General features: G+C 55.2%; 19 protein-coding genes and 8 pseudogenes. 16 read left to right on the top strand and 11 right to left on the bottom strand.

Features of this window, described 5'->3' with window-relative positions:
• Window positions 1-263: 263 nt before the first annotated feature.
• A complete protein-coding gene (locus tag AVZ66_RS15140; protein ID WP_082678916.1) occupies window positions 264-2,420 on the top strand; it encodes a PAS domain S-box protein in 2,157 nt (718 codons plus the stop codon).
• Between the two features lie 282 nt (window positions 2,421-2,702).
• Entirely contained in the window at window positions 2,703-3,458 is a 756-nt protein-coding gene (locus AVZ66_RS15135) for a glucose 1-dehydrogenase (protein ID WP_058985002.1), read from the top strand.
• Between the two features lie 100 nt (window positions 3,459-3,558).
• Here the strand turns inward: AVZ66_RS15135 and AVZ66_RS17210 are convergent.
• Window positions 3,559-4,376, bottom strand: a pseudogene (locus AVZ66_RS17210) (hypothetical protein); the annotation flags it as partial.
• Window positions 4,377-4,418: 42 nt separating this feature from the next.
• Between AVZ66_RS17210 and AVZ66_RS15955 the strand changes: the two are divergent.
• Window positions 4,419-4,619 carry a hypothetical protein gene (locus tag AVZ66_RS15955; RefSeq protein ID WP_231727222.1) on the top strand — a complete coding sequence of 67 codons (201 nt, stop codon included), beginning with the start codon at window positions 4,419-4,421 and terminating at the stop codon, window positions 4,617-4,619.
• A 157-nt stretch (window positions 4,620-4,776) separates the two neighbouring features.
• Here AVZ66_RS15955 and AVZ66_RS16970 read toward each other — a convergent pair.
• The 4 genes and pseudogenes from AVZ66_RS16970 to AVZ66_RS15110 all read right to left on the bottom strand — a co-directional run.
• Window positions 4,777-4,965, bottom strand: a pseudogene (locus tag AVZ66_RS16970) (site-specific integrase); the annotation flags it as partial.
• Window positions 4,966-5,922: 957 nt separating this feature from the next.
• Window positions 5,923-6,399 (bottom strand): hypothetical protein, encoded by a 477-nt coding sequence (locus AVZ66_RS15120; protein ID WP_058985000.1) that lies wholly within the window; start codon window positions 6,397-6,399, stop codon window positions 5,923-5,925.
• Window positions 6,392-7,294, bottom strand: coding sequence for a ParA family protein (locus AVZ66_RS15115; protein WP_058984999.1), 903 nt, complete (start codon window positions 7,292-7,294; stop codon window positions 6,392-6,394). The genes AVZ66_RS15120 and AVZ66_RS15115 overlap by 8 nt, the downstream gene beginning before the upstream one ends.
• Before the next feature lie 609 nt (window positions 7,295-7,903).
• The gene (locus AVZ66_RS15110; protein ID WP_231727221.1) at window positions 7,904-8,287 is read right to left on the bottom strand and encodes a cupin domain-containing protein; all 384 of its coding nucleotides are present in this window, start codon (window positions 8,285-8,287) and stop codon (window positions 7,904-7,906) included.
• Between the two features lie 329 nt (window positions 8,288-8,616).
• Between AVZ66_RS15110 and AVZ66_RS15945 the strand changes: the two are divergent.
• From AVZ66_RS15945 to AVZ66_RS16455, 6 genes and pseudogenes are all read left to right on the top strand, one after another.
• A pseudogene (locus AVZ66_RS15945) lies at window positions 8,617-9,495 on the top strand (RNA-guided endonuclease InsQ/TnpB family protein); the annotation flags it as partial.
• Window positions 9,496-9,863: 368 nt separating this feature from the next.
• Window positions 9,864-10,934: a hypothetical protein gene (locus AVZ66_RS15095; RefSeq protein WP_058984995.1), complete on the top strand. Its 1,071-nt coding sequence runs from the start codon at window positions 9,864-9,866 to the stop codon at window positions 10,932-10,934.
• Window positions 10,934-11,143 (top strand): hypothetical protein, encoded by a 210-nt coding sequence (locus AVZ66_RS15090; protein WP_058984994.1) that lies wholly within the window; start codon window positions 10,934-10,936, stop codon window positions 11,141-11,143. Before AVZ66_RS15095 ends, AVZ66_RS15090 begins: the two co-directional genes overlap by 1 nt.
• Window positions 11,144-11,833: 690 nt before the next feature.
• Window positions 11,834-12,021: pseudogene (locus tag AVZ66_RS15085) on the top strand (RNA-guided endonuclease TnpB family protein); the annotation flags it as partial.
• A 257-nt stretch (window positions 12,022-12,278) separates the two neighbouring features.
• Window positions 12,279-12,614, top strand: coding sequence for a hypothetical protein (locus AVZ66_RS15940; protein ID WP_082678915.1), 336 nt, complete (start codon window positions 12,279-12,281; stop codon window positions 12,612-12,614).
• Between the two features lie 225 nt (window positions 12,615-12,839).
• Window positions 12,840-14,804: a BGTF surface domain-containing protein gene (locus AVZ66_RS16455; protein WP_157575738.1), complete on the top strand. Its 1,965-nt coding sequence runs from the start codon at window positions 12,840-12,842 to the stop codon at window positions 14,802-14,804.
• A gap of 70 nt (window positions 14,805-14,874) precedes the next feature.
• Here the strand turns inward: AVZ66_RS16455 and AVZ66_RS16965 are convergent, their stop codons facing one another.
• Window positions 14,875-15,579, bottom strand: coding sequence for a transposase (locus AVZ66_RS16965; protein ID WP_231727219.1), 705 nt, complete (start codon window positions 15,577-15,579; stop codon window positions 14,875-14,877).
• Window positions 15,525-16,079: a hypothetical protein gene (locus tag AVZ66_RS16960; protein WP_231727218.1), complete on the bottom strand. Its 555-nt coding sequence runs from the start codon at window positions 16,077-16,079 to the stop codon at window positions 15,525-15,527. The genes AVZ66_RS16965 and AVZ66_RS16960 overlap by 55 nt, the downstream gene beginning before the upstream one ends.
• Window positions 16,080-16,606: 527 nt before the next feature.
• Here AVZ66_RS16960 and AVZ66_RS16955 point away from each other — a divergent pair.
• The 5 genes and pseudogenes from AVZ66_RS16955 to AVZ66_RS16445 all read left to right on the top strand — a co-directional run.
• Window positions 16,607-16,822 (top strand): annotated as a pseudogene (locus tag AVZ66_RS16955) (RNA-guided endonuclease TnpB family protein); the annotation flags it as partial.
• A gap of 648 nt (window positions 16,823-17,470) precedes the next feature.
• Window positions 17,471-19,075 carry a hypothetical protein gene (locus AVZ66_RS16450; RefSeq protein WP_157575736.1) on the top strand — a complete coding sequence of 535 codons (1,605 nt, stop codon included), beginning with the start codon at window positions 17,471-17,473 and terminating at the stop codon, window positions 19,073-19,075.
• Window positions 19,076-19,292: 217 nt separating this feature from the next.
• A pseudogene (locus AVZ66_RS15930) lies at window positions 19,293-19,589 on the top strand (zinc ribbon domain-containing protein); the annotation flags it as partial.
• Window positions 19,590-19,701: 112 nt separating this feature from the next.
• Window positions 19,702-20,436: a TrmB family transcriptional regulator gene (locus AVZ66_RS15925; RefSeq protein ID WP_082678914.1), complete on the top strand. Its 735-nt coding sequence runs from the start codon at window positions 19,702-19,704 to the stop codon at window positions 20,434-20,436.
• A gap of 141 nt (window positions 20,437-20,577) precedes the next feature.
• Window positions 20,578-21,795, top strand: a complete 1,218-nt coding sequence (locus AVZ66_RS16445) for a transglutaminase (protein ID WP_157575734.1) — start codon at window positions 20,578-20,580, stop codon at window positions 21,793-21,795.
• A 92-nt stretch (window positions 21,796-21,887) separates the two neighbouring features.
• Here AVZ66_RS16445 and AVZ66_RS17205 read toward each other — a convergent pair.
• Together AVZ66_RS17205 and AVZ66_RS17200 are read right to left on the bottom strand one after the other, a co-directional pair.
• Window positions 21,888-22,351: pseudogene (locus AVZ66_RS17205) on the bottom strand (hypothetical protein).
• Window positions 22,351-23,194, bottom strand: a pseudogene (locus AVZ66_RS17200) (ParA family protein). Before AVZ66_RS17200 ends, AVZ66_RS17205 begins: the two co-directional pseudogenes overlap by 1 nt.
• Window positions 23,195-24,119: 925 nt before the next feature.
• Here AVZ66_RS17200 and AVZ66_RS15065 point away from each other — a divergent pair.
• Window positions 24,120-24,410: a hypothetical protein gene (locus AVZ66_RS15065; RefSeq protein WP_058984992.1), complete on the top strand. Its 291-nt coding sequence runs from the start codon at window positions 24,120-24,122 to the stop codon at window positions 24,408-24,410.
• 635 nt (window positions 24,411-25,045) lie between these two features.
• Here AVZ66_RS15065 and AVZ66_RS15060 read toward each other — a convergent pair.
• On the bottom strand, window positions 25,046-25,543 hold the full coding sequence (locus AVZ66_RS15060) for a hypothetical protein (RefSeq protein WP_058984991.1): 498 nt from the start codon (window positions 25,541-25,543) through the stop codon (window positions 25,046-25,048).
• Between the two features lie 16 nt (window positions 25,544-25,559).
• Entirely contained in the window at window positions 25,560-25,790 is a 231-nt protein-coding gene (locus AVZ66_RS16440) for a hypothetical protein (RefSeq protein ID WP_157575732.1), read from the bottom strand.
• Here AVZ66_RS16440 and AVZ66_RS16435 point away from each other — a divergent pair, their 5' ends adjacent.
• Window positions 25,791-25,949, top strand: a complete 159-nt coding sequence (locus AVZ66_RS16435; protein ID WP_157575730.1) for a hypothetical protein — start codon at window positions 25,791-25,793, stop codon at window positions 25,947-25,949. It abuts the gene before it with no gap.
• The last annotated feature ends 130 nt before the right edge of the window (window positions 25,950-26,079 follow it).

Here is a 26,079-nt window from a genome sequence, read left to right as displayed (position 1 = left end):
GATTGGCTAGTCTGTTTTTTAAACTAACCGAAGTGGATTGCGAATTGTGCACCACTGTATCCCCTCCCTGCTCGCACCTCCCGTTCGGTCGGCGCTCGCTGAGGAAGGGGGCTTAGCGCCTACTTTCAGCTAAAACTAGTCTGTGTGGGGTATTCAACGAATCCCATCTCCGTAGGTGTATGGCTAGTTGATGGATTCGTCCCGCATCTATAGGTCTATGTCTTCTCCTTAGGTTCTATAATGTACCTCTCTAATGCAACGGTATGTCCGATTGGGAACGCCCTCCGAATACACGAGCGCGTCCAACGTCGAGGCCTATCGATATCCTCCATATTGACGACGACGCCAGTTTCAGCGATCTCGTAGCTACCTTCCTCGAACGTGAACGCGAACACTTCACTGTCCATTCCGAGACAGATCCACGAGACGCACTCGATATGCTCAGCGGTGATGCGGTGTCGATAGATTGTATTGTGAGCGACTACAACATGCCAGAACTGGATGGATTAGACGTCTTAGAACGAGTACGTGAAACCTATCCGGACCTTCCGTTTATTCTCTTCACGGGGAAGGGTAGTGAGGAGATTGCCAGTGAGGCAATTACGGCAGGTGTTACAGACTACCTCCAGAAAGCCGGCGGCACAGAACAGTACAGCGTCCTCGCTAATCGGGTTCAGAACGCCGTCGAAGGATTCCGCGCGGAACAGTACATGAATCGCGGGCTCGAAGCTATCGAAACCGCCCAAGACGGCATTGGTATTCTCGATGCAGACGGCTACATCGAATACGTGAACTCAGCGTATGCAGATATGCTCGGCTACGACCGCGAGGAACTTCTCGGGGTGCACTGGGAAACGCTCTATCATGACGACGACGTTGAGCACGTGTATGATGTCTTGCTGCCGGAAGCACGCCACGGTTGGTGGCATGGGACCACATCATTTGTTCGGAAGAATGGCGAAGAGATCACCGTCGAACACACAGTCTCCTACACGGACGATGAATCATTAATCTGTACGATTACACCCCCAGAAAGTGATACCGAGTCTCTACACCGGCCTATGAAAGAACGAGCGTTGGATGAAGCGCCGATTGGAATCCTGTTGACTGACCCCCAGCAGAAAGATAATCCAATTGTCTACGCGAACGAGGAATTTACGGCGCTGACCGGCTACGAGCGACAGGAGGTTATCGGGCGAAATTGTCGATTCCTTCAGGGAGAGGGGACCGCTGAAGAGCCTGTCGCAGAGCTCCGGGCTGCAATCGAGAACGAGGCGTCGGCAGTGGTCGAATTACGGAATTACCGGAAGGATGGGACGGCGTTCTGGAATCGGGTCCGTATTGCCCCGCTGTTCGATGATAATGGTGAAATCGATTTATTCGTCGGGTTCCAAGAGAATATAACGGAAGAGAAACAGCACAAGCGCACGCTACAGACACAGACTGCACGGCTAGAAGCGCTGTTCGAGCACTCACCGGATATGTTCGCTGTACACGACATCAACGGCGTCATCCGGGATGTAAATCAGCGGTTATGTGATGAACTCGGGTATACTGAGGCGGAACTTATTGGGCGAACTGTTTGGGACCTCGATCCGACTGCGGACCAAGAGCGCGCGTCGTCGTTCTGGGAGACCATGCCACCGAATCGCCCACATCGATTTGAGGGAGAGCTCAAACGGAGCGACGGGTCAACATTCCCCATCGAAATCCATCTGATTCGCCTTAATTTGGAGGGGAAGGATCGGTTTGTGGCGATGGATCGCGATATTAGCGAGCAGAAGCGACGCGAGCGTGAGCTTGTCCAACAGAACGAACGATTAGAGCGATTTACGAGCGTGGTGAGTCACGACCTACGGAACCCGTTACAACTCGCTAGCGGTCACGTAGACTTGCTACGAGAGGACTGCGAGAGCGAATATATCGAGAAGATAGACGATGCATTAGACCGGATGGACGTGATGATTGAGGATTTACTGACGTTTGCACACGTTGGTGAGGAGGCGATGGATTTCGAACCAGTGTCGTTGGCACCAATAGCACGAACCTGCTGGGAGACGGTTTCGACGGCTGACGCGACACTCACGGTTAACACAGAGCGAACCGTCTGCGCGGACCGCGATCAACTCCAGCAACTTGTCACGAATCTCTTGCAGAACGCAATCGACCACGGCGGACCGGACGTGTCGGTAACAATTGGTGATACCGAGACGGGGTTTTATGTTGCTGATGACGGAGACGGATTCCCCAACGATGAGCAGGCGGAGTTGTTCGAAGCAGGGTATACGACTGCTAATGAGGGGAACGGATTCGGACTCAGTATCGTCAAGGTAGTTGTTGACCGGCATGGCTGGGAGATTACAGCCACAAACCGGTCAGATGGTGGGGCTCGGTTCGACATTACCACCGCCCGGGATTGAATCCGGGAATATTTCGAAAGTACTCTGCTAGAAATACGACCGCTAAAACCCTGGTAGCACGTTAGTTCAGCACGTCTGACGGTAATCTGTATTTCAGGATGCGCTAGCAGTTGCTTTCTTAGACTGTGGTTGGTCGTACTTGTTCACGGTTTGTTTGGCGATGGTCGGGGCACCGTTTCTGTTGGCATGGTCATTCAGCTTCCACCCAGGTTTCCGATAAGTATATCTCAGATACTTGTGAATAGTTAACAGTCCGCGCTCAACGGCGTGGAAGTCACTAATATGAACGGAATTCAAGACGGAGTTGCAATCGTCACCGGTGGTGGATCAGGAATCGGCCGACAGTCATCAATTCGATTCGCCGAAGCCGGAGCGAAAGTCGTCGTTGCCGACGTCGACGAGGATGGCGGCCAAGAAACAACCGAGATAATCGAGGCTGACAGCGGTGAAGCGACGTTCATCAGGACAGATGTTACTGACTCCGACGATGTCGCTGCGATGGTACAGACCGCACTCGATGAGTACGGTGGATTAGACTTCGCACACAACAACGCTGGGATCGCAGCTGAGGGAACCCGTCTCGCCGAGTACGACGAAGAGGAGTGGGACCGAATGATTGACATCAACTTGAAAGGGGTCTGGCGGTGCCTAAAAGCCGAGATCCCGGAAATGATCGAACGCGGTGGTGGAGCCATCGTTAACACGTCCTCGGTCGCCGGCGTAAGCGCAAACGGGAGTGCACACTACGCCGCCAGTAAACACGGCGTTATCGGACTAACCCGACGGGCGACGGTTGATTATGCTGAAGACGGAATCCGCTTCAACGCTGTCTGTCCGGGCGTCATCGACACGCCAATGGTCCAACAAGCGGGCGAAGATAATGCAGAAGAGATGGACCGCATCACTGCAGGTATTCCTGCAGGACGTCTCGGCGATCCCCAAGAGATAGCCAGCACTGTTGTTTGGCTCTGTTCGGAGGACGCTTCGTATGTAATGGGTCAACCGATAATCGTCGATGGCGGGTTGCTTGCCCAATAGAAGTTATTGAAAATACGATTTCTTTATTTAGCCTGCGGCGTGATTTTTTCGTGCCGATTCTCCCGTCACACCTGAGGTATCTCACCCGGTGACCCTCGTTTTCCTCTGAGTTCTGATACTTTTCCGACCGGGGTTCAACCGGCGTCACTCGAAGCTCTCCGAACCCGTACTTCGAGTGACTACCGACCCGGAGGATACCGCTCTTCGCGGTCTCGACCGGGCGGTCGCCCTCGTACTTCACGACCTGTCCGTGGTCAACGGTCTGGAGCTTGTACACCTCGCGTTGTTCGAGGATCTTCTCCTCGCGTTCACGGAGATCGCGTCGGCTCTCCTTCCACCACCACGGGACGTCCTGATCAGCGGCGCTGGGGTTCTCCGACTCCAGCACAAACGGCGTCATCACCTCCACGAAGAAGGCATCGCCGTCCTCGAGTCGGGAGTAGTCCAGGTCATCGAGGTCGACAACTTGCGTGGCTTTCAGCCGGGTGACGCCGTAGCCGTAGTTCCGTTTGCCCCCCGAACTGGAGGCCCTCCAGCACGTCCTCGCCTAGCGGGAGCGCGTCGGGGTCATCGGCGTGCAGGTAGGCGTTGATGTACCACTTCGTCGTCTGTTGCTGCTTGCGAGCGCCCTCTGGCTTGCCCATGATCGTCTCGTGGGACAGCGCCGGGTGCCCCGCTCTGCGGCCGGATGTCGTGCGTGTTCAGCGCATCTTGTGGCCGGGAATCGAGCAGCCAGCGGTGGGCGGGATTCCGCATCAGGAACAGGTCGTCGTAGGACTCGACGTCCGGGAGGCCGCTCCTGAGATACGGTCGGATGCCGCTCTGGGAGTGCTCTTCGGGGAACGTCCCGAACTGGCCGGGCACGAACATCCCGTGGCTGGCGTTGATGTGCTGGTGGACGTCGTGCTCCATCTGCATCCCGAGCGCGTGGTAGATCGCGTTCCCTGAGACGTAGTAGGGATGTCCGAGGTGATCGACCTGACTGAATACGAGCTGGATATGTACCCAAGTGAGGCGAAAATTGTCTACGCGGAGAAGCACGAGGATCTCTGGGTAACGTTCGTTGAGGGGGCTGTCGACCGTGCCGGCTATCCGGAGCTAAAAGACACGTCTGGCCTCTCGAAAGCAGAATTCGCGGATAAAATCCGGGATCTCGACTGAGCGGTTCTACTAGTCTTGAAGCGTGGCGACTGTTCGGCCCGTTTCCTCGGCGTCTTCGCTGTGCGACATATTGTATGTCGCAAGCGCTTCGACAACCGCCTGGTCAAGACTCATCAGATAACTGAGTATCGGTTCTCTTCCCGTATAAACGCTTGCGTCAATCGACCTGTTCTAATGCTTTGGTTGCGACATTACCGAGTTCACCAGCTTCAATATGCGAGTAGCGCTCCCGAACCATCTCCTCGGAGTTATGCAAGTAACGAGCAGCGACTGTATACCTGAACGCCCGGACCAGTACCTCTCCCATTCCACGCCGACCACCGTGCGGAGCAAAGAAATCGTATTTACAACAACTGATAGCCGATAATCCTATCCTGGATTAATTTACTGTCTTTCGTATGTCAGAGTGCCAGAACTGTGGCGCACACGTCACCGAGGCATACGCTCGCGTCTTCATCCCTCGGTATGGCGCTTGTACTGGCGCTATTTCATGGTATAAGGACCCTGTGGGGGGGGGGCGTGGGTGAGGTTACCATCAGAATCTTCGTAGTCGGCCTTAGCATGGTCCTCTATGGATTCTGGAAAGCCCTCTAAGTGAATTACGCCCCCTGTACTTAGCAAATCTGCGTGTCGGAGAAGACTGGATTCAGTCCTGAAATAGGCAGTAAGTAGGGCTGAGAATCGAACGATTACTGTCTCACGAGTGCATTTAGTCAAATTTGCGAATAGCCGAATAAAGGCCAAGAGACCCGCCCACGAAGAGAATAATGAGCAGCCCTTCAACCGTCCGTAGAACTGGCCAGACCTGCATTGTGATAAGGGTAAGTAATAGCCAGATGATAATGTTTAGCCGAAATACAATCTTCCTTTGTTCCATTATTTCAATACCAAACATCCAAATACTAAACCTTACTGGCAACTCCAGATTATCCATGCCGATATACTCGCAATTTCTCGGATGAACGTATAGTGTATTACCTGTACTTAGCATCTGGAACACCTAGCAGTCTAACTGAAGAAACGAGTTTCAACTACTGGTACCCCTCGCTAGGTGGCGTTTACAAGCTCGCGACGAACGCATAAGGCGTGCCCGTAGTGTTCCCATCGACCAGTCCCGGAGAGATGTTGGTTGTTGCTACGTGCGACACCACTACGGACGCCACAGCAGCCACTCAGCGTTTAGGAAAGCGAGAGAGCGGGTGTGCATCCCATTTATGGCACAAAGCGACACTCACCAGCTCGCTCGCACTCCCACTTGCAGACGGTCGGGTAAAAGTATTCGGCAACTGGCTTCCGGAGACGCCTACGATTCGTCGCGGAAGTCGCTCGTGTCTGCGTCCGGAATCCCGCGTGCCTCCTTGATGTACTCCACGAGCAAGTCCGGCCGGTCCAGCACCATCTGCAGCATCGCATCGTGTTTCTCGGAGGTCGTGACGTCCTTCACGCCGTCCTGCACGAGCGCGGGCGTCACCTCCACGTCGTCGACGACCTCCCACGCGTCAAGCGTGTCCTCGCGGACGTAGAACGGGAACTGGGTCGCCTCGTCCCCGAACTCGAACGCTTTCGTCAGATACGGGTCCGCCGTCTTCCCATCTTCTGGTAGCTGTTCGCCCGTCGTCATCGGTTCATCAGTTCCATCATCACTAGAGTCGTCGGTCGCTGCCGTCGATGTCGACGCCGTGGATGTCGCCGCCGTTGATTCGTTGTCCGCAGAGTCGTCGGCGTCCTGGTCCTCGATACTCTCGTTGAGGTCGTCAAACGGGTTCGATTCGTCACTCATCGCGAATCACCTCACCGCGTTCGACGATGCGAGCAAGTTCATCGTACGCTTCCAGTTGGTCGCAGTCGGGGTCGTAGTCCCGCAGCGGCTCGTTCGCGTCCCGCAGCGAGTTGTTGATCGCGTCACGATGCCGAATCCCCGGCAGGCCACCATCGTACTCACCGTTCGCGATAGCGTCCCAGTCGGCCTCGGAGATGTACGCGAAGCTCGGGACTTTCGACGCTACACCCTCCCGTGTCGTGATTTCACGGAGGAGTTCTTGGTCGAGCGTGGCTTGGTCGATACGCCGCTGCAGGTCGGACGGCACGACCGCGAGGATATCGAGGTCGAAGTACCGCCGCGCCGGCTTCACGAGCCGGTTGACGGTGTTGTCAAGGCCAGTCTCATACCCGAGTTCCGGCCGTAGCGGGATGATGAGATTCCCGGTCGCGTACATCGCGTTGTCGTTGAGCTTCCCGCGATTCGCCGGACAGTCCACCACGATGTAGTCGTACTCATCACCCAGCAGCGGTTCGACAAGATGCTGTTTCAGACGAGCAGACCCCTGCACGGCGCTCTTCAGCGTTGATTCAACCTCTTCGAGTTGTGCGTGCGAGGGGAAGAGGTCGAGGCCGCCAGCAACGTCGACAACATAGTCGCGAGGGTCGGCTTCATCGACGAGGACCGCTTCGGCGTGGTTTTCGTCCCCGTCCCCGGAGCCGCTTTGGTAGGCTTCGCGATGGCCGAGGTTGAGGGTGAGGTGGCCGTTGTCGTCGAGGTCGACAAGGAGGGCGCGTTCGTTGCGGTGCGCGAGCTCGCGAGCGAGGTTGAGCGCGGTGGTGGTTTTCCCGAAGCCGCCTTTCAGGATGCCGACGCAGACTGCGCGCGGGGTTTTGTCGGTATCGCGTTGTGCCATATTGGTTGCCACCTGAGAGGCTGCCACACACCTCCTTTAGCTTTTCCAAAGTAGTCAAAGTAGATGCAGTAGATGGAGTAGTCAGAGTAACCGAAACAGAAGGAGTAGTTAGAGTAGAGAGATTCCAATGGCAACAGTACAGTAGCTATCTACTGCAAAGTAGAAACAGTAGGTAGAGTAGATGACTACTTTGAGAAAGATAAGATAGATAGAGGAGATGGAGGGGTGGAAAAGAAATCCAGGGTACAAGAGCGGCGGTCGAGAGCCGCCTAATCGAACCGGGTTGAGAAGCGTGAAATCCATGATCGCTGTACCGGCTGGCTGTCGAGAATCCCGAACGGGTTGGTGAGCTGATTCTGGAAGCCCGCGGCCTGGACCCTAACGACGAGGAGAATTAAGGGAATCCGACAGACAGCGTTTGTATGGGCTATCCCCAATCAGCATTTGGTTTTGTTCGGCACGAACTCGGACGCGTTTCTCGGACTGAATCGCGACCTGTAGGAAGGGTCATCCCGACACCGAGCGAGAGTCCAGCGGCCGAATAGCGGAGATGACAGACGTTAGTGCACCCGTCGTTGGGCCGGCTTGTATAGGCCGGCCACGTACCACTTACGAGGTGACTAAATCGTCATCTTTCTCGACGACCTCGTCTCGCTTCCGGTCGACCCAGAGTGCGTCCCCCGAGGCGGAACCACTGTCTTCGGTTTCGTCCGGTTCACCATCGTTTTCCACGGCTTCGAGGCGGGCAGCGGTATCGAATTTGGCTGCCGACACCGAGCGGTGAACCTCGTCACCGACGACCTCGATTTTGTGGCGCGCGCCGCCCGGCAGGTACACGAACTCCATCGGCCCGATTTCGAGCGTCTGGTAGCTCCCATCCGCACGCTCTAAAGTGTATTTCGCGTGCCCACTGAGACAGAGGTTCACTTCGTCAAGTCCCGGCGTATGTGTATGCCAGTCGATTCCGCCGGTGGGGTCAAGTTCGAAGTACAACAACCGAAACTCGTTCGTTCGAATCGTAAGCGGATACGCTCGAACGTCCCCACTCTGGTCGCTCTCTGTCTGTATCTTGTACATGGTCTGGTCAGGGAGTTGCGTGTAATCCAACTCCTCTGGGGTGAGCGATGGCTGATCTAATTCATCACGCGACATACATCTATGGCCTGTCAGACAGAGTTCATTATTCTTCCGAATACTTGAAGCGAAACTCCAAGGGCGGGGATGAATCCGACAACTCCTACACAATCCACGAGTCGATGGCAGGCTGGATATTCTACGATCGAACTCATATCTTCAAGTAAGACTTCCTACATAGTTTACATATGGCGAAAGAGGTTGTCACTCGCACCTATACTGCGTCCATTCGGAACCAGTCACGGGTGCAGGACGACCTTGATTCGCTCGGGTTCGCTGCCAGTAAACTCTGGAACGTCGGACGGTGGGTCTGTGACCGCGTGTGGTCAGAAGTCGGTCACATTCCCGATCACAACGAACTCACATCGTACCTCAAGAGCCACGAACGCTACGATGACCTGCATTCTCAGTCAAGTCAGCGAGTCCTTCAAGAACTCGCTGAGGCGTTCAACGGCTGGTACGGCAAACGACAAAACGGAGACACACGAGCGAACCCGCCGAAGTACCGCAAACACGGCGACGAACACCCACGAAGCACGGTCACGTTCAAAGCCGCTGGGTTCAAACTCGACACCCAGTACGAGCGAGTCCGACTCTCGAAAGGGTCGAACCTCAAAGACTACTGGTCGGACTTCATCCTCTGCGAGTACCAGACACGCCCCGACGTTGAGCTCTCCACCGTGGAGAACGTCCAACAAGTTCGAGCAGTCTGGACGGGTAACGAGTGGGAACTACACTTCGTCTGCAAAGTCGAAATCGACGTGGATGAAGCCCCCGGTGAGAAAACGATGGGTGTTGACCTCGGTATCAACAACTTCGCCGCACTCGCCTACGAAGACGGCCACAGCGAACTGTACCCGCTCAACTGTCTGAAGGAGGACGACTACTACTTCAGCAAGCGTATCGCTCGCTGTGACGACTCGGACTCCGAGCAGGCCACGCGATTGAACCAGAAGAAATCTCGTCGGCGTACCCACTACTTCCACACGCTCTCCAAACACATCGTCCAACGGTGTGTTGACGAAGGAGTTGGGACGATTGTAGTGGGCGACCTCTCCGACATCCGCACCCCTACCAAGACAACGACGGCATCGACGCGGGCGCCAACCTCCTCCAAGCCCTCCACGACGTCCGCATCCGCGACGGCAAGAACGCCAGCCCCGCCCACGCCTTCGAAATCTGGTTCGACCGCGGCGAATTCCGGTTTCGGCTCTACGCCGCCAACGAACGCGCCAGTGATCGCTTCCAACGCCGCACCACCAACACCTACACCAACTCCGAAGTCACACCCCGAACCACCGGAGTAGCGTTCCCCGAACTTCGCCCATCCGACCACGTCGCCGCCGCCCGACTCTCCGAAGAACGCCACACCTTCCTCCCGATTCGCCACCACAACGCCGAGGGCTTCCAACACGGCGACCCGTACAGCGATATTATGGGTGAAATGCTCACCCTCGACGACTCACTCGCTGTCGTCCAAGTCATCTTCAAGCCGGCGCCGAAGGACTGGACGGAGAACGGCCCGAACGGCGAATCAGTCGGAGACGTCGCCACCGACCTTCGGAGTGGTTCGGTCACGGGGTTCAAGGACCCCCTCTTCTGGCTCGGTATTCGGGAACTCGAGGAGCGCGACAGTTCTTCGAAGGACAAGGAGGCCGCCAAGATTGTCGAACAACAGCGCGGCGAACAAGGCTTCCTCACCATCACGAAGAACAGTCAGGAGGTTGCGAGCCTTGCTGGAGGCTTCACAGGGACGCGAACGATGACAATTCCAGCGGGGGAGGTGCCGCCGGGTGAGACGACGGTCACGGTTGCCGGCGACCAACGGATGACGCGCTTCGACGCCACCCTAGAGTGGCAATCCCGGACTGTGACTGAATCCCCGACTATCCAGACCGAGGATGGACGGACGCTCTACGAGGACAACGGACGGCTCGCGAACGCGACAACGGTCGCTATCGAGGAGCCACTGTCGCCGGCGACGACACTCGAAATACAGAGTGCTGGCGGCGGCATCGGATACGAGGTCGCGTACCCGATTCGAGTGGCCGCGGAATCCGCCACTGTCAGCGTGAATGGCGAGGAGTACGCGTATCCGAGCGCGTTTGACGAGAGTGGTGTGTTGACGGCGCCTGTTGACGTGAATTCGAGCGCCCTGACGCTCGGACAGAACGAGATGCGAGTGCAAGCACCAACCGTCGACGGTATTCAGCCCGACGTCTCAGTTATCGCGACGTACAACGGCAGCCGCGTCGTGACCAACCAGCCATCGGTTACGATTACGAACGCGGATGGTGACTCTCAGACGGTTGAGGTTCCGGATTCACAGCTCCGGAATGGACGCTTGTATGGGAACGCGACGGTGAATCTGCCGGCGGGGGCGTTTACGGCTGGGGAGAACACGATTCGCGTCCAGACTACGGACTGGTCGGAAGTGCAGGCCGTGATGACTGCACGCGGGATTTATAATCAGACGAAGGAATTCGAGAAGAAGGGGGTATTCTAATGGTCGAGGAATCAGCGTCGACGTCGATAGCGTCGACGCGCGTGGATTTGAGTGGGGACGTCGACGAACTGGTTGCGGAGTACGACCGGCTCGTCGAGGAGGTCCGGACGTCGGGCCACTCCCGGGAGCGGCTTGAGGAGTTGGACGCGATCCGCCGCGAGCTTGAGGACCGCGTCGGCACCCACCGGACTATCACTCTGCTTCTTTGACATTCTGGGTTTCGTGAAGAGTGAATCCGGGATTAGCCGGTTTGGAATGCTGTCTGGCGGATTGACGTTACTGTGAGGTTTCCAACGACCGCGAGTACGCCAATCATAACGCCAAGTGTGGCGGAGTCTGTGGATCCGGTGAGTCCTCCGATGAGATAGAGGAGGAGGCCAATGCCTGCACTCACCTCGAATAGTGATTCGAGTAGTCGTACTAATTCGTGGAGTCTGTCTACGGGAGCGAGTGATCGCGCGTATTTGGTGTGGAGCCATCTTGGTGGCCGTGGTTTGTACATGATTAATTGTTGTGTTCCAAGCAGCAAAAGTGTGTTGGGCATTAACACGAAACCCGGGGCGGCCAATTCCCACACAATAACAACTCAACAACAAACACCGGCATAGGCACCAGCCAGCAGAACAACACCAAACAAGCAGATGACCCTTCAACAGCGAGAGAGTCCCCGCCGTTTACGGCGGGCGTGGATCACGTAAGATCTGGTAGGAAAGCGTCGTGTTACTGTTGGTCTTGAGCCTCCAACGATTTTAGACCTGCATCTAAAACCCCGGTGTAAGTTTCCGAGAGATTCAAGTCGCTCGCTTCTGCGTAGTCTTTGATTCGACCACCGAGCGTGTGTGAAATGTCGATATTGGGGGAGCATAACGAAAGGGCTAAAAGTATAATAATCTGTTGTCGTGAAGCGTACCAACACGTTCGCTGTGCGACTGCTCTCCGGCAATGGAGAGCAACTGCTAGGGATCTGTTGGACGTTTCTGCTGCTCTCTGGAACGAAGTCAACTACCAGCGCCTCATGCGCTACAACGACAAGGACGGTTTCGAGGGCGAGGGCGTGTGGGACGCCGACACAGGCCGGCTCGAAGGCATGGTCATGGTTTGGTTCGGTGACTGAATCGGTTTCAGTCGGACCAGACGTCTGCATTGACCAGGTTTTACTGTGTGGGACTATCGGCCTTACAGTCGCCCTTCGGGTAGGGTTGCTCGGAACTAACGCCATCAGACAGTAAATTCTTTGTCTCAAACAGCCGGAATCTGGCATTCCCGCCCGTCAAACATGTTGGCACTCCTCATGGTGGGGCTCCGGGATGAATGTTTATCTGCCGCATTCACTTACTCGAAGATATGGCCTCGTGGGAATGCGCGATTGTGGGCTGTGGCCGGACGTTCCAGAACATCGAGTCACTACTCACCCACCAGGTAACGGACCATGATACACATACCTGCGAAATTTGTGGGAAGACTGTCCCGGAAGGGTATTTCGCGATTAGTCACGTCTTCAGCGAGCACACGCGCGCCGAGTACGTTCGCTTCTACGATGGGGATGCAGCCGCTGTTCGTCGCCGCGAACAGATCCTCGAAGCGATTACAAGCACAGTCGACCCAACCGAACTTGAACGACAACTCCCCGATAACGTCCAGCCACTCGTTGAGCGGACAAGCCCGTCCCCATCAAATTAGGCGAAACCACAGCGTTGTGTCCTGTTACACAAGAACTAGCTATTACCAGTTTCTCCGAACACGGCAGCATGATAGCCCAAAGTATTTACTCTCCTGGATCTCCCGTATAGACGACTTTCCGGAGACCGTGTATGCAACTGGTGAACTCGTCAGCAGGAAAACCCTCCCCACAGCTATCGAGCGCAAACCGAATCCTAGTGGGGGACCGGACTTGATAGGTGCCCAATGAACGCAAATCTAGCCAGCCGAATCCCCTGGACGGGCATTCTCATTGTATTGCTGTTTGTACCCGCCTGTGCGCCCGCAATGGGTGGTAGTACAGCTATGGTCGGCCACGACCCGCCGACCGCAGACACGGTTCCGAACGAGACCCTCCCTGCAGCGACCACGAACAGCACACTGTCGACGGCTCCGGCGATCTACCCGGCACCAGATAGTCACCAACTGTTACAAGCCGAAACAGCACAATCATCTGGTTGGACACAGCACAACTACACTCAAGCAGCCGGTGACCTCGTCACGGTCACACTGAACCTTTCCAACACGAGTACAACCACGACCGAGGCGACGTACATACAACTAGGAAGTGCCGCATCTGGGTTTGTCGATATTCTGCATGTAACTGATGCTGATGGTGATGGGAACGTTACGTTCTCGATTAACACGCGCGCGGTCGGAACCAGCACCAGTCTTGGTCCGTTTCGATCTGAGCTGGTCTACCACAGTGAGACAGATACCGTGCGAAGCGCCGTTCACGGCCGGCTCAACACAGCTACGGATGGCCCAACGTTCTATGCCGAAGACGGCACAAAGTTAGCCGGATTTGAAGAATACCTTGCCGCGCTTGACTTGATTGATTCAGCGGCTACCGCACGCGGCACCGACCAGTTACGCCGACCTATTGATGTTGGCACGTATCCGATCGTTGCAAGTGCTACCGGCACGTTCCACGTACAGGACGCACCTGAGAGCGCTGAGACAGACACGGCACCAGCACAACACACTAGGGTAGACCGTGTTGTTGACCGTGCAACCATTCGCTTAACTCAGCCAGCAATTGAGGACGTGGCAATTCATACGGCTCCGGCAGCCACGGCAAACTCGGCCGAAAACGTTACTGCCCTTCAAACAGCGCTCAGTGCCCGGGAAACAACCACGACAACCGACCGACTAGTTGTTGCCGTGAATGCAACCGGACTCTCCGGCCATCTTGTTGCACTTGAGGAATCATTCGACTCCCTTACTACGGGGATACCACCACAGAGCTTCGCCCAGCTCGAAGCGCGAACTGGAGAAGGAGTCGAGTTCGCGATCACTGCCGAAACAGGACCAGTCACTCAGGGCCCAGGCTCATCTGGTGGCGTGTCTTCTCCGCTTGAAGTCGTCAATTTCGCAACGGCAACCCCATCGGAAGCGACAATCTACGCCGATACAACGACGGATACGCTGTACGTCGTCATCGATACACGCGCATTCGATAACCTCCAACCAACCGGCGCTGGTGCCGAGGACTTCTCGGCTGAACTCCAGTATAACACTGATGCTGACACACCATTCCTGTTTGACCGCGAGGACCGCCACATTCAGACCTACTACCGTGGCTTCGTTGGTGGCGCCGGCGGTGATCCGACCCAAGCGGCGTTCCCCTACCTATCGCCCGGTGAGTACGCAACTGCAGAGGCAAACATTTCAATTACCACCCCACGCGCTCGCTTCGAAAGCTCGGATAGGAACTCAACCGCCACCGGGCTTCTGTTGCCCCATACGGGGAATGTGACGATTCATGGCACGACAAATTTAGCACCCGGGACAGACGCGACTCTGCAACTGGCATCTGTGAACGAAAGCCGCTCGCCGGGATTCATTTATCGAACCCCCACCACGGTTACAGCCAACGGAACCTTCTCGGGGACGCTTGATCTTTCCAGTGTTCCTGCTGGTGAACGTGTTGCACTCTCGCTGCTGGTTGATTCGCACTCCGTTGCCTCAACAACCGCAACACTCACACCCAACGCAACCCAGTCCACAATCTCGTCGCAAGAGGAACCAACAGGGGCGTCGACATCAGCCACTACAGCACCACCGACCGGGTCATCTGGTGGAGGCGTTCCAAACCTTACACCGGCTACCACACTCCTCATAGTCGTTGTGACGATGAGTGCTGTACTCGTTCATGAGTCTCGCCAGTGAACTACCCTACCGCTCGCTTGATCGCTCACGCTTGAGGGTGACGCTTCCTGCTTCAGTCAGATACCCACCCCTAAAGGGGTGGGATTGTCAGTGGACTTCCACTCTGGCCGATGCTCTCGGCAGACGAATACTCGCCGTTCACGTTCACTGTCCCTGACTTCAGGGCTACCTGACAGCTAGCCCGTCCAGCACCAGACTTGAGCCAATACTGGACAAGACGCCACCTGATATTCTGAGCGGCGTTGTAATCCGTGTGGAGCTCCTTTCCGCACTTCAGGCACTCAAACTCGACACCATCACGGTTGTCTTTATGCGTGAAGCCGCACTCGCCGTGGCTATACCGTTGACTCGTGTACGCTGGCTGCACCGTGTCCACGAGAATCCCGTGTTCTTCGGCCTTGTACTCAGTGTACTCCTGTATCGTTCGAAACGCCCATTGCTGGAACTTCGAGGCGTTCGAGATACGCTCACGGATGTTCTCCAAGTCCTCAAATGCGATCGTAGAACGGTCGTTCCGGCGGGTTTCCCGCACGATGGCTTTCGAAACATGGTGGAGGGAGCCCTTACTCCACCGCGCGAACCGTCCGCTGATGCTCTCATTGTGAGGTGTGCCTGCCTGTTGCAAGCTACCTCGTCGTCGTTCGTACTCGGCGCGCTTGTGGTTGAGATAGTCGGCGTTACCGAGGAACCGACCCGTGCTGGTAACGGCGAGGGAACCGTCTACGTTGAGGTCAACACCGAGAACCGCTCCGTTCTCGACTGTTGACGCATCCATCTCCGGCTCTTTTCCACGGCAATGTGGGGGTAGTAGTTGCCGTCACGCTTGTGTAGGGTTGCCTCGCACTGCTCCCACTCGTCACTGCCCCAATACTCCTTGAAGGGCGTTCCCTCATCGTCTTCGGGTGTGACGTACTCGGCGCGAACGCGTCCGTCAACGGTGGCGCGTGTACAGTGGTTGTCGTTGTACGTGATGGTGCGAATGCCGTACACGACGACCGTGCCACGGAACATGGGCTTGCTCGCTGTTTCGCCAGTTTCGAAGAGTCTGTCTTGGCAGTTGGAGAGTGCTTCCGCAGCGAGCGACCGTGCGGATTGGTCGTGGTTGGAGTGCAGGTCGGTTTCGTCACGCACGTCGTCGTAGGTGGCGGCATTGAGGTCGCCTTGGTCGGCAATTTCGGTTGGGTCATCGCCCCATCCAGTGTCAGCTACGTACTGAGCGGCGTAACGGAACTGCTCGAACGTCTCATCAAGAACGCTATGTGCGTCCTCTGGCACGTCAAGCTTGACTTGGATGTTACGAACGACCGCACACCTCATATGTCTATCTAGTATTATTTAAATATTAAGAGCGCGTTGGGGAGCCAGCCGTGCTATTGTCGGTGGATTGTTGCACGGAGCGTACGCTCCTCCTCCCACGGCTAAATCCGTGGTTTCCGCGCTGTATCTGGATGACGCGCTTTGCAGATACAGGTGTATCCACAGGGAGTAGTCTCTACAGGCATTGACGAATCGCTTTGCGATTGGTTCACCAGCCAGAAACCCACGGTTCTGGTGATGTTGATTCGGAGCATCTCCCTCGTAATCGCTTCTTAATACCACAAGAACGGATGTCTCGCGCCGTGTTTGCGTCTCTGTCTGCTTCAAATCTACACGCTGGTCCGGCGTGTTCACAGGCGGAACGAGGCGGGTGTCCCGACCTTTGAGGACGGGAGGAGGCCGGTACTCAATGACACAACCCACGCTACGATAGCACGACTGGCTCCCAAATATATATGTAACACTGGACATATATGTGAAACATAGTGAAAGACCGTCGTACCGCCGTTATCAAACTCGACACTCCCGAAGGAGCAGATAACACCCTTCTGGAGACTGTCGAGCAATTCAACCACTGCGCCAACACCGCGAGCGAGTAGTGCTGGCACGGCGACAACGACTACCACGTCACTTCAAAAGCGAAATCCGAACGCGCCCTTGACGACCGACTCCGCAGCGTGAACGACGCGGCTTCCCACGTGGAGAGTACCAGCTAAGTGCGACTGTTACTGACAGATGGTTTCAGTCCGTGAAACGTTGAGGCAAATCATCCTCTGCCGGTTTTAGCGGCACGCTTTTCCCCACGGGTCAGTCCGGTGTTGATTGCCTGTCGATGGACCGGGGTACTCGCTCGGTGCTTTCCATGTGAGTTGGTCGCCTCGCTAGTCGTTCTCTTTGCGACCAGAAATTATTGATGGCTTGTCATAAAACCGCTGAACAACTTTCTGAAGACCGCTCAAGCAAACTATCCGATTTGTGTGTACGTCACGTCGGCGAATCAGCTGACTACTCGAAGACTACAAAGTTGATACGCGCTCGCAATTAACCGCCTATTATCATGCCCGTAGATGAACAGCGCTCCGTTGAGGAACAAATTCTTGCGTACTTGGAACGCTGTGCGACCGATGGGTCGTCATTCACGAAAAGCCGCCATATTGCTGACGAACTCGATATTTCAGTTAAACGGGTTGGGACGATTATGGCAACACTGGAAGCGGACTCTACGGCCGTCCACATCCATCGATGGGGTGGTGGTTCTGATGGGATCACTTGGTATATCGAGACTGGGTCCGATTCTCGAAATAACGGTGCATCAACGTGAATGCGTAGTTTCATACTGATTGGGGTTAATGGAGCGTGTGATGGGTAGCATTCGTATTGTCCTCGCGGTTTTCCTCGTTATTGGTGGGGGTATTTTCCCACTATTCGCTGGTGGACTTGCGGCCGGAACTGCAATTGAGCCACCTGCTAACTCTGCTACGGGCGTTGAAAACCGATATGAGGCCCAATCAACGACAAATCTTGTGGTTGCTGTGAGTGGGACGGTGCTGCCAGATGGCGGCGAAATTACAACAACAAACAACCCGACACTCTCACTTGAGCTGGCGAGCGATTCAACGGTTGAGGTCGTTTCCGTCCGTATTGATGGGACAACTAGCCAGTCATATGTCCCGAATGCGACGACGCTCCAAGAGACGACCACGCTCAACCTTGATAGTGGTTCGCATCAACTGTCGATTATTGTGCGAACAGCGGATTCTACGATGTCGTATTCCGCGACAGTTATCGAAGATTCTGCGGCTCCGTTGATGACATTTGAGTCCCCAATTTCAGCGGGATTTGTTGGGGAAAATGGAACGTACGAACAATTAAATGAGTCGTACACACTGAACCAGTCAAGTGTTCGACTAACGGGGAATATCCAAGACCAATCCGCCATCAAGAGTGCCCTTATTACGCGGACATATAATTACGAATATGGTGGGCCACAAACAGCCAAACGCCAGATTAAAATCACTGAGTTAGCCAATAAGACGATTTCACAGCACCTTCGACTGGGGCCATTTCAGCCAGATGTCGGTAGCGGTGTGAACACACTCACTGTTGAGTTGCGCGATGAGTTTGGACATATTCGAACGTATGAAACGGAGATCCGTGTGACAGATACCGCTGCGCCAAATATCACGATCGCTGAGCGAAAACCAGTCGCAACGCGGTCAGCAGTGAAGATTACTGCTCAAGCAAGTGACCGTGTTGGGCTTACCTCTGTTGGATTCCGACTTGGGCCTGAGAATGGTTCCGGTCAACAGTACATCTACGCCGAGCGGAATCCGATGAAGCAAGCAATTACGAAAACCGTTACGCCAACTATTGACGTTATTGATGGGACACGAAATATCACCCTCCTTACGACAGATTACGCCGGCGAAACCACAGCACGAGAAGTTTCTGTTAATTACACGGAACTGGTCACACCACAGATTCAATTTAACGAAGCTCAAACTGGATCGGTCGGCCCACAAACGGTTCAGGTTGCGGGGCGTGTGGATGCCGGCCAAATTACGCGAGTGCGTGTCGAAACACTTGGTCCAGATGGCGACACGCTTGACCTGAATTCTGTATACAGTGGTGGTATTACGGAGAACGTTTCATTTACGGAAACACTAACAACGGACATCTATCCAGCCACAATACAGGTCAGAGCAGTCGATACAACTGGTACAGAGCATACAAAAACCATCGAAGTTGCTCAGTCAGAACCGATCGAGACCTCGACTGGAACAACGACTCAGACTACCCCACAAGTAACAATCGAACAGAACCCACCATTAGCCCCAATCCGGGACTCCTCAAACAAAGGAATCCTATCCGCGATCGTGGAGAATCTGGAGATGCTCGCGATTGGAGTCCTCCTCTTATTGGGTGGTGGAATGGTCTATACTCGGCTTACGTGAATCGCCTCGGGGTCAAGCCCCGAGGCATTCTCCTATACCGCTTGTAAACTACCCTACACTACTCCTCGGAGCATACGCGCCTCGGTCCTTGAGGAGGGACTTTGATGTGGACCCCAGCAATCAGTCGCCAGTAATCGGCTGGTAACTCCCGCTGTTCAACGTCTCACCAGCCACATGCACGTCTACTGGTGCGTCTCCTCTCTCCAACTTGGGCGAGGAACAAGTAGAGTACAAAGCCGAAGGTATCTCGGTGAAGCAAGTCGGGCCGGCATACACGTCCAAACGATGCGCTGAGTGTGGGACCAGAAGCAAACGTGGACTACAATGCGGCAAAGAACATCGGGATGCGGTATGTCCGTCGAGGTCAACAGTCGTCCCGGTGGACGGGCAACACCAACTTGTCCTAAAGTCTGGAACTGTGGCACCAAGTGGCAGATTGACTGCCCACTCTGATGGGTTCGAGACCGAGTTCATGGACAAGCCCCTTCCTCAACGAGCCAACCCGTCCGGGTGAGCGAAGTAGGATTGGCAGTGGCGTGTGAGCCGTTGAGAGCGCGATAGGTGGGCTAGTTCTTGAGTTGAACGGTCACATATTTCACCACATGGACCGTATTTGAGCTATCAGGATGACCGAGGAAGAAATTATTACGGCACTCCGAGAGTTAGGCTTGTCAAAATATGCCGCAGAGACGCTTCTCGGGCTACAGAAAGTGTCTTCTGCAACGGCAAGCGATATTGCGACTATAACTGATGTCCCACGTTCGCAAGTGTACGGTGCAACTGAGGAACTTGAGCAGTCTGGGTTAGTGGCCGTCCAGGACACGAACCCGAAAGAGTTCTCCGCTGCGCGTCCCGAATTAATCGGCGATATCTTGCGCACACAATTCGAAGAACAACAGCAGCGCGTGGTTTCGCGGCTTCAATCGCTCGACGTGAGCTCTGAGCAAACTAATCCAGAGGATCACATTTGGCGCACCCGTGACACCGCTGCGATATCAACACGGGCAATCGAGTTAGTCCAGGAACTGGCTGGACCAGTTGTGTACTTCAATTCGTCACCTTCATCGGTGTCTGCTGAGCTTTACGCTACTCTCGAGGACCAAGCAGCGTCTGGTCAATCGGTCCAGCTTTATGGGCCTCCACACACGGCAAGTCAGTTTCCGCCGTCACTACCGGCAAACTCGACTGAGCTTCCGGACTGTTTTTCGACACGTTGTACTCAAATTCTCATCGTCGGGTATCGTGCAGTCCTGTTCGTGGTTGCTTCTGGTCAAAGTACACCCGCCGAAACAGCGTTTGTAACTGCGGAAACAGACAGTTCAGCGGTTTTAGCAGCCGCTTTCCGGTCCTTACTGTTGTAGGCGAGTTCCTGAGTGGGCGTCGCCCAAGCACGTGCTTGTGTCTTCTCGGTTCGTATTATTTCTTGACTGTCTAGCATACCACCCATTTTAGGCCAACCTAAATAGGAAACATTAAATATTGTTTAGGCTACCCTAAAACGCATGTCGAGAACACTCTCAGTTGGCACAACCAAAAAACAAAGCATCTTGCTTGTCGGAATCCTCAGCGTCGCATTCCTTGGTGGTACTGGAACGGTCGCAGCAACACAATCAGAGATGTATGTGACGATTTCTGATGTCGCCGTCTCAAATGAGACACCAACAACCGCCGATTCGATAACAGTCACCCCGACAATCCACTATTCGAGTGAACGTGCTGGTGGGTTCCAGATTACTGAAATCGAATTAATTGCGCCTGGCCATGGAGAGATATCGAAAGTAGACGATGTTGGTGCGATTGCATCTGGTGAATCCCTCGAAGTCCCACTTGCTGCAACGTTTGATACAGCTGGTAAGAAACGATTACTAGTGCGAGTCCGCGGGATCAAAGAAGACGATAATGGGACAATTGAACAGATCGGCTCAATCGAGCGACCGGTCTACATTACCGTTTCAGAACCTGCCTCGCCCGAACCTGTGGTCTCTCCCAGAATTCAGATCAACACCAACAACATGGTTGCAGAGGCGGACAACTTAGTATCGGTCACGGTCTCAAATGGGGATAGTGATTCAATATCGGATCTTGTACTCAATCTGACGAGCGAACAAGAGAATATTGAACCGAAAACGAAGATTCGACCGTCCTTGGCCGCAAAAAACATGACGACGATGACATTTAATATCCAGCCTGAAGATTCGGTTCAAACAACGTTACATGCAACACTCAAATATAACAACGGTCAATCTGTTGAGGTGAACAAAAAACTGCAAGTCAACCCACTCCATGAGGATGTTAACCCGTCTGTTTCGATTGTCGAAAATAACGGGTCACAGACACTCCAGTACCACGTCACAAACCTTGGAAACACGCCGATTCAGGACGTCTCTGTGATGGCAGCAATTAACGAAAACGTCCTCCCGACGCGGGCAATTGACATGGTTCCACCGTCAACAACGAGAACTATTACCGTTCCGGTTAGTGCTGTCCCAGAAGGAGAGTACCAAGTTAAAGTGACGTATAGATTACACAGCGAAACGAAGCAGGTTACCCAGACAACGTCACTAACTGCATCAGCTGAGAACGATCGTAACAATGGAGCCGTACAGTCGCTTACGATGTCGCCGATTAAGAGTAGTGGTGGCTCAATCGGAATAGTCGCATTGGCACTTATTGCGGGTGGTGGGTCAGTCGTTGGGTACCAGCGGTATCGCAGCCAGTAGCTAAACTTTGATGGCTCCTCAGTGAACACTGGGTCTAGAAATACGTGTGGGTAAGACCACGAACCCCTCAGCCACAGTTTATCGCGGAGTAACTAATCGAGTTCGCCGTATCCGTTCTTCCGCATCAATTCAGCCACGTCTTCGACGTTGTTGAACGCCGTGAGGAGTGCGTACTCTCGGGCGTCTGTCTTCGCGATGTTATCGGCCCCAGTTCTGATGCTAGCTGGTTTCGGAACTCCGATTTCTGAGAGACAACCTTGTCGCGAGCGAACAACTCGAGATGGTTGTCTCGTTCGTCTCCAACGTTACTCCGGCGAACAAAGTACGGATACCTTGATGAACTCCCGCTGGACTTCGTTCCGGACTCGGTCGTCGACGTACTCGAACTGGCCGCATCATCTTCTTCCGAGTTATCGACTGCCTCGGTGGTCGCAACTTCGGCAGTTGTTGGTTCTGACTCTTCGCGCTGCTCGCTAGACTCGGATTCTGGACTGTTATCCGAGTCGTCTTCGTCACCGAAATTGAGGTCACCAGACCCTTGCTTCATTCCACACATCACTTAGTCACCTCCAGCTCTTGGGCGATCGCGGGGCGTAACGTCACATTCTCGTGGTTCTGGATATCCAGCGTGAGCTCTTCTTGAATATCTGCATCGAACGTGTCTGTGGCGATAAAGTACGCCAGCGTCCAGAGATCTTCCAGAGTGTCTCTTTCCCGGTCAGGAACGCGACACTGCCCTGGCTCAGACACATCTCACCGTCAACCTCATGCGTTTTCCAGCGCTCCTCGACTACTTTGAACGCCGATCTACGAGCCTCCCACATCTTGTCCATCATACTCTCGCGGTTGGCTATCGAGACTGGCGTCGCGAACTCGGCTGTATCCTCGAACTTTTGCTGATACTGCCGGTGTGCGTTTGTTTGCCCTACGCTGCTTGGGACCACGCAGGAGAGTCCGACGTAGATGTCTAGTCGTTCCTCCATTCCAGTGACCAACTGTTCGAGGCCATCGAGACTCAGGTTCCCTTTGCCTGCAGGTTTGACGGGTGTGACGAGTGTTCTAAGGCATAGATTGAGTTGTAGAGAAGGTCTTCTGCCCGAGCGTTAGGGTCGGTCAGGATAGCGTCGTACTCCTTGTGGAGATCTTCCTGTTTCCAGAGGAGGTCGTGGAGGAGCTCGAATCGCGGGTAGTCCTTTTTATCCATGCCTTCCATTTGGGCCTCGTAGGTGATTTTCTGTTCGAGGTTGCTGGTGAAATCACCGAGCAGATCATGACTCGAGACGACGTCGTCGCCCGAACTGTTCGTCTTGATCAAATCCTCGAACGGGCCCTTCGGTCGCTCTGGAATGTGGCGGGGTGCGGACTGGGTAGACGCCGTCACGCAGGAGTCGTGGGGCAGCTGTTGCGGGCGGCCAAGGAGGCGAACAGCAGCAGCAGGGCGCTGGAACGAAGAGGAATGAGACAGCAGACAAGCACAAGCATGAGCCGGATTTGGATTTCAGGCCGCCGCGTGGTCGTCGTCGTGGCCAGCAAGAACGCGCAGCGAAAGTTGGCGGTGCTGCCCGGTTGGCGGCGAAGAAGCCTGTTGATGGGGCTGCGCGCGCCACACAGAGTGCGATTCGGAACAAACGCAAGGGCGGGTCAACAGTCCGTGGGATGGGCAATGATGCGAAAGACGCAGCCGTGCAGGGAGTGAGTGGGCGGCTCCGTGGGGTTGAACAGCAGATGCGAGCGTGGAGTCGGAAAGTCCGGAAGAAGTTCACGCCGAGTGGTGATGGGATGCCGTCGACGGGCCGGTCCTCCCTCGACGACTACGCGAACTCGGACACGACACCACCTCGGGGGACGCAGGGGATGTTGGTAGCCCCGAGATCGACCACGAGTGGATGAATGACTTGTCGACGGAGGATAGGGCATGGACTGAAGACTTGGGTGGCGACGGTAACAGCAGTCCGTCGACGGGAGGGCCCATAGATTGCGGGCGGGATAACCGGGAGATGGCGAGCCGACACTCAGACAACCGAGTTCAACACCATAGGGAGGACCGGCCAGACCCTACCGAGACCAGTGACGGCGACGAATGACTTACTTAAAATTCAATAGAACCTCTCAACGATGACGAACGATTACACCGTACTGGACGACTTTGCGGGACGTGGTGAAGCGCCACACCAAGAAATTGCTGAGCAATTGCTTCCGAATCTGAAAGAGGAGATGCCTGAAGAGCAGTATGAGGTTGACTTTACGGCGGATCTTCAGCTAGCAGTAATCGACGTTATCACGCGAGACCTATCCGCGAATTTAGCTAGAGCAGATTGGGTTGGATGGGGTTCGAGGAGCCGGAGGATTTCCTCGATGCTGAAGCTGTTTCTGAAGCGATTGCTGACCAAGCTGAATGGTACTTCGAAGACGACCAGATTGGGAAATCATGGGATATTATGCAAGTCATTCTGGAGTACGCCGAAGAGTACGACCTCGTTGAACGGAACGAGAAGCAGCGTAAGCCTCTAGGGGAATTAATTCTTGCCAGATTCCTCGTGGAGCCTTTTGACGAGAGTAATAACAACGAATCAAGCATGAGTAGTCAGGTTTGGCAGGCGCGGGTTCGTCGCTAGACGAATTCTTTGAGTCAAGAGGAAGGCTTCGAGCCGGCAGGCCAGACACTATGATGGCTAGCTGCTTAACCGACACCTCGTGACCAGAGTTAGTGATGTTGGTTGATCCGGTGATTCGGTGCCGTGGAAACTCCCGCCGTTTACGGCGAAGAGGAGGAGGACACAATCGATACGTTTAGGATATGCGCGTAGAATGTTTGCAGTGTCGTTGGCCGCGATGAACGGTGTCGTCGCACACATTCGTCTGTCGGCGGCTAACGACACCCGCCATTAAGGAGACAACGGGCAGCACACCATCCCACGCTGCCCGTCCACAATGGCATTCTATCACAATACTGATTAGACCTCTTAGGACGTCTTCGCAAGATCGTCCTCAGTGACCTAATTACCTCCACCAACCGACGGCCGGATCTCGTCACAGAGAAATCCTTGGTTGGTTGAAACATCTTTGTCCACACGAAAGAAGAGCTTGCGTGGCGTATCACAGTCGACAAAGCCCTCCTTACTGACGCCTCTCTCGCAAATAGCTTAATTGCCCTCGGCGCGCTCAGTCTATCGCCAGTATATGTTTCTACCACGTTGGTCGCAGAACGGTAGAAACCCAGGCACGAGCGTGAAATCTCTTCCAGTGCTTGTTACGGCCACAGTCGGGTGTCGCGACGTGCTAACGTGAGCACGATGAGCGCAGGTTCTTCGCCAGACGAGCCTCCGACGAGTTCGATGTTCAAGTGGATGCGGTCGTAGGGGACGTAGGGGCGTTTTGCCGACCCGTCCTCCACGAGGAAGACGAGGCCGTAGTCCGCGAGCTTGGTGACGTCATCGTGGACGGAGTGGTAGTCGCGCTCCAGGGTGGTTGCGAGCGCGGAGATGCTGTCCGCAGCGCCGTCCATCGAGAGAAGGACGTCGAGGAGTTCGAGGCGGCGGTCCGTCAGAATCTCGCGAAGCTCGGCCACGGATGCGAAGGAGACGACGGCGGGCTGGTCGTTGTCGCTTGCGACGGCGTCGGCCGCTGCCTGGACGGTGGAGTGCGTCGTCTCGAAGTCCTCGATGGTAACGTGGAGGACGTCGGGGTGGGGGCGGTCGCGGGGGTCGCTGTACGTCTCGGGCCAGCCGTTGCCAGTACGGTCACTCATTATCTTGGGAAAGTGATCACACAAACGCGCTGTACTCTTGGGAGAACCGCCGGTAGCCGCTCGCGCCAGCCTCCACAACAAGCGTTTCTGCCATCCGCGTATGTGCGAGGCGGACCGTGTCCAGGACGTCATCCGCGAGGTCGAACTGTTCCTGCAGACTGGTCCAGTCGTGGTCGGGGACGACCAGCACGCGGCAGTCGTCGCCGTCAAGGAGGATGGCCCGCACGTCCGGCGTGTGCAGTCGCACATGTCTGGTGGCGAGGGCCGCGAGATGGAGCAGTTCCGGCTCTATGTGCCGATGGCGGCCGTCGACGCGCTCGGGTGGCAGGACGCGCCGCTGCGGATCGGCGCCGCACACGACCGGCTTGTTCTCTCGCGAGCTAGCGGCGCCGGCCTCGAGGAGTAGTCGTCGCTGGTCGGCGTTCGCGATAGGTCGCGATGAGCGCCCGTAGTGTTCCCATCGACCAGTCCCGGAGAGATGTTGGTTGTTGCTACGTGCGACACCACTACGGACGCCACAGCAGCCGCTCAGCGTG

Origin of the sequence: Halobacterium sp. CBA1132, assembly GCF_001485535.1 — an archaeon.
GTDB lineage: Archaea > Halobacteriota > Halobacteria > Halobacteriales > Halobacteriaceae > Halobacterium.
This window is presented reverse-complemented; position numbering and strand designations above follow the sequence as displayed.

Coding starts and splice junctions, on each gene's coding strand:
- AVZ66_RS15955 (WP_231727222.1), top strand. CDS start 4,419: ATGTCCGAGGTGATCGACCTGACTGAATACGAGCTGGATATGTACCCA.
- AVZ66_RS15925 (WP_082678914.1), top strand. CDS start 19,702: ATGACCGAGGAAGAAATTATTACGGCACTCCGAGAGTTAGGCTTGTCA.
- AVZ66_RS16450 (WP_157575736.1), top strand. CDS start 17,471: ATGGAGCGTGTGATGGGTAGCATTCGTATTGTCCTCGCGGTTTTCCTC.
- AVZ66_RS15090 (WP_058984994.1), top strand. CDS start 10,934: ATGGTCGAGGAATCAGCGTCGACGTCGATAGCGTCGACGCGCGTGGAT.
- AVZ66_RS15140 (WP_082678916.1), top strand. CDS start 264: ATGTCCGATTGGGAACGCCCTCCGAATACACGAGCGCGTCCAACGTCG.
- AVZ66_RS15115 (WP_058984999.1), bottom strand. CDS start 7,294: ATGGCACAACGCGATACCGACAAAACCCCGCGCGCAGTCTGCGTCGGC.
- AVZ66_RS15135 (WP_058985002.1), top strand. CDS start 2,703: ATGAACGGAATTCAAGACGGAGTTGCAATCGTCACCGGTGGTGGATCA.
- AVZ66_RS16965 (WP_231727219.1), bottom strand. CDS start 15,579: ATGGATGCGTCAACAGTCGAGAACGGAGCGGTTCTCGGTGTTGACCTC.
- AVZ66_RS15060 (WP_058984991.1), bottom strand. CDS start 25,543: ATGAGTGACCGTACTGGCAACGGCTGGCCCGAGACGTACAGCGACCCC.
- AVZ66_RS16455 (WP_157575738.1), top strand. CDS start 12,840: ATGAACGCAAATCTAGCCAGCCGAATCCCCTGGACGGGCATTCTCATT.
- AVZ66_RS15940 (WP_082678915.1), top strand. CDS start 12,279: ATGGCCTCGTGGGAATGCGCGATTGTGGGCTGTGGCCGGACGTTCCAG.
- AVZ66_RS15120 (WP_058985000.1), bottom strand. CDS start 6,399: ATGAGTGACGAATCGAACCCGTTTGACGACCTCAACGAGAGTATCGAG.
- AVZ66_RS16435 (WP_157575730.1), top strand. CDS start 25,791: ATGTCTGGTGGCGAGGGCCGCGAGATGGAGCAGTTCCGGCTCTATGTG.
- AVZ66_RS15095 (WP_058984995.1), top strand. CDS start 9,864: ATGGGTGAAATGCTCACCCTCGACGACTCACTCGCTGTCGTCCAAGTC.
- AVZ66_RS16445 (WP_157575734.1), top strand. CDS start 20,578: ATGTCGAGAACACTCTCAGTTGGCACAACCAAAAAACAAAGCATCTTG.
- AVZ66_RS15065 (WP_058984992.1), top strand. CDS start 24,120: ATGGGGTTCGAGGAGCCGGAGGATTTCCTCGATGCTGAAGCTGTTTCT.